1 protein-coding gene is annotated in these 610 nt (G+C 39.7%); it reads left to right on the forward strand.

All coding sequences use genetic code 11. The features are described from left to right. The coding region (locus FE782_RS33525) for an outer membrane beta-barrel protein (protein ID WP_158299635.1) at positions 1-610 on the forward strand (610 nt) is incomplete at both ends.

The raw sequence follows: 610 nt of genomic DNA on the forward strand, positions 1-610 counted from the left end.
CTTTCTACGCAGGTGCGAAAGTTGGTCAATCATCATTTCACCACGGTGTTAACCAATTAAAATCTGGTCACGATGATCGTTATAATGATAAAACACGTAAGTATGGTATCAACCGTAACTCTGTAACTTACGGTGTATTCGGCGGTTACCAAATCTTAAACCAAAATAACTTCGGTTTAGCAGCTGAATTAGGCTATGACTACTACGGTCGCGTACGTGGTAACGTAGATGAATTCCGTACAGTTAAACACTCTGCTCACGGTTTAAACTTAGCGTTAAAACCAAGCTACGAAGTATTACCTGACTTAGACGTTTACGGTAAAGTAGGTATTGCGGTTGTTCGTAATGACTATAAAAAATATGGTGCGGAAAACACTAACGAATCAACAACAAAATTCCACAAATTAAAAGCATCAACTATTTTAGGTGCAGGTGTTGAGTACGCAATTCTTCCTGAATTAGCGGCACGTGTTGAATACCAATACTTAAACAAAGCGGGTAACTTAAATAAAGCATTAGTTCGTTCAGGCACACAAGATGTGGACTTCCAATATGCTCCTGATATCCACTCTGTAACAGCAGGTTTATCATACCGTTTCGGTCAAGGCGC

Source organism: Paenibacillus antri (assembly GCF_005765165.1).
Taxonomy (GTDB): domain Bacteria; phylum Bacillota; class Bacilli; order Paenibacillales; family YIM-B00363; genus Paenibacillus_AE; species Paenibacillus_AE antri.